This window comes from Thermodesulfobacteriota bacterium, assembly GCA_040755095.1.
Classification (GTDB): domain Bacteria; phylum Desulfobacterota; class Desulfobulbia; order Desulfobulbales; family JBFMBH01; genus JBFMBH01.
In genome coordinates, this window is record JBFMBH010000242.1 from 1 (window position 1) to 2,524 (window position 2,524).

A 2,524-nucleotide genomic window follows, 5' to 3' on the forward strand; every position below is an offset into this window, starting at 1 on the left:
GGGATGAATCCCCCGGCTATCGGTATCTGCTCTCGCTACGCGAGGCTCTCAATCGAGCCCTTCCGTACAGAGCCACGGAGTGGCGTACCCGTGGTAGGCCGGCCTTTCAAGGCCGGCCGGGCGAGCCGGCGGGGTCGGAAGAGACGCCGGCCCGAGGGCCAAAGCATCCGGCACCTCAGCCGGCCGCGCCACAAGATCCCCTTCTTGTGCCTGCGGCGGGGAGGGGAGGCGAAGGCGCTGCCCGGATGGGCAGCGGGGGGATTCACCCTTGGGCGCCGGCCAGGAGGGAGGGCGGCGGCGCCCAAGGGCTATCCCATCTGGTGGGCGTGGTCGGCTATTGGCCGGCGGGACCGCTGGTGAAGATGACGGTGTCCAGGGTTCGGTTCATGCCCTGGCTCCGGAAGCCCGTGCGCACGCACTCGGTCTTGAGACTGAGGACCGCGCCACGCCGGGGCAGGGTGGTGCCGGGCATCGCCACCCAGACCCGGCCCTCCCGGGCGGCCAGCCGGGCGTAGACCCGGTCACTGGTGCCAAAAGGCTTGTGGACCTCGATGACCCGGCCGCGCACCACCGGCGGCAGGTCCTGGCGCTGGCGGGCGGCGGTGGCTTCGCCAGGGCCCACGACCAGGGCGGCTGCCGCCAGCAGACCCAGAATCAGCATCCTTGTCGTCCTCTTCGTGATCATGATCCCTCTCCTTGCGAGCTGCTTTGCGGCGGCAGGCCCGGCGGGTCGGATCGGACCGCCGGGCCTGCCACCATCCCCATGAAGTCTGGCTGCTCGGCCGCTACTGCGCGCTGATGCACTGGGTGGCGTCGATCTTCCTGGCGCCGCCAGGCAGTGCCACCGGCGGCAGGGCGCCACTCATGGTGCTGATGTACAGGCCATCGAACCGGTGATTTGTTTCCTTGGACCAGATGTTGATCGTATGCCAACCAGCCGAAGGCACGGTGATCCGAGCGGTGGTCGGCCCGGCGGTGTAAGTGCCTCGGGCGTTGAACCAGTTGTAGTTGGTGTTGCTCACGGGACTCTTGGCATCACCGACTCCCACGCCGTTCAGGCCGTACCACAGGTTGTCGCTGCTGGTGCTGCGGTTGTCCTTGCTGCGGAAGAACAGGTAGTAGGTGCCCGCGGCCGGAAAGCTCAGGCGGAACTGGGCGCCTGGGCCAGCTGCCGCGTTGGGCAGCGTGGTGCGGGCTGTACGGGCGTTGAGATACTGGCCGCCGTTGGCCGTCGTTTCGGAGGCTGTCGCCCAGTCGGCGGTGGCGATGCTACCCGCCTTTTCCGCCTCGATATAGGTGCCGATGGGCTGCACCAGACAGCCGGCGCTGGCTGGCTCGAAGGTGGGCACGGTCTGCCCGAAGACCCGGCTGTCCGGGGAGCTGATCTCATGCCAGTTGAAGGTGATCGTCGGGTTGTTCCAGTCGGCTCGGTCCGGCTTGCAGATTTCCTTCCCCTGCCGCTGGTACGGTGTCCCTTTGTAGTATTCCAGCGGCTTCTGGAACATCGGCCGGAAGAGGTTGAAAGTACCTTTGCCCGGCGCGGCGAAGTAGTTGTTGGCCAGGTCCCAGCACAGCGGCGCCTGGACCGGCAGTCCGTGGAAGGGCACGGGCGCGTGGCAGGCGAAGCAGGCCCCGAAGTCCTGGATCGGGGCGGCGGTGTTCCAGGCGTGGCTGGGCGCGCCGGCAGTCCAGGTCCAGATCCTGCCGCTGGCGTCGGTATGGCACTCCTGGCAGGCCATCTGGCCCACGGGGGCGCCGGCCCAGATGACCGGCCGCGGATCGAGGTGGCAGGTCTGGCAGTTGCCGGAGATGGCGTCGCTGCCGGTGTGATGCTGGGTGGTGCCATGGCAGGCGGCGCAGAGGACTTGGCTGCCGGCCATGCCGGCCGCAATCGTGCTGGCGTATGCCGGATTGTCGTGGCAGACGGAGCAGCTGAGGCTGCGGCGCTCCACGTGCTCGATGTAGACGTTGGAATCGTGGCAGTCGTTGCAGCTGGGCTGCGGCACCGCGGTCATGTCGTGAGCCGCGGCATGGCCCAAGGAGCCGTGGCAGCTGGCGCACGACACGGCGGTGCCCGCCTGGCCGGCGTTGATGGCGTCGATGACGGTCTGGCTGGTGCTGGTGTGGCACTGAGCACAGGAAAGGTGCAAAGACAGCCTCTGCTCGGCTGTGCCCTGAACATGACAGCTGGAGCAGCTGGCCGACGAGATCACCATGTCGTGCACAGGGGCCACCGTGGCGAAGGTGGTGCCGTGGGTCAGCGCGCCGCCGGTCTTATGGCAGGAGGCGCAGTTCTGGGCCGTGGTGGCGCCGGCGGCGATGGCGGCCTGGACCGTGGCGTTGGTGCTGCTGTGGCAGACGGCGCAATCGTTGCGGTGCTGAGACAGGCGATTGACCCCGGTGGTGGCGTGGCAGCCGGCACAGGAGGCGTCGGCCTGGACGTTGTTGTGGGCCGGCTCGATGCCAGCGAAGGTGGTGGCGTGGAACGGCGCGCCACCGGTCTTGTGGCAGGAGGCGCAGGTCT

Annotated in this window: 2 protein-coding genes; both read right to left on the reverse strand. The window is 68.3% G+C overall.

All coding sequences use genetic code 11. The features are described from left to right. Nucleotides 1-334 precede the first annotated feature (334 nt). Nucleotides 335-685 carry a hypothetical protein gene (locus tag AB1634_19345; protein ID MEW6221668.1) on the reverse strand — a complete coding sequence of 117 codons (351 nt, stop codon included), beginning with the start codon at nucleotides 683-685 and terminating at the stop codon, nucleotides 335-337. 100 nt (nucleotides 686-785) lie between these two features. After that, nucleotides 786-2,524: hypothetical protein (locus AB1634_19350; protein MEW6221669.1), on the reverse strand; the 1,739-nt coding region annotated here is incomplete at its 5' end.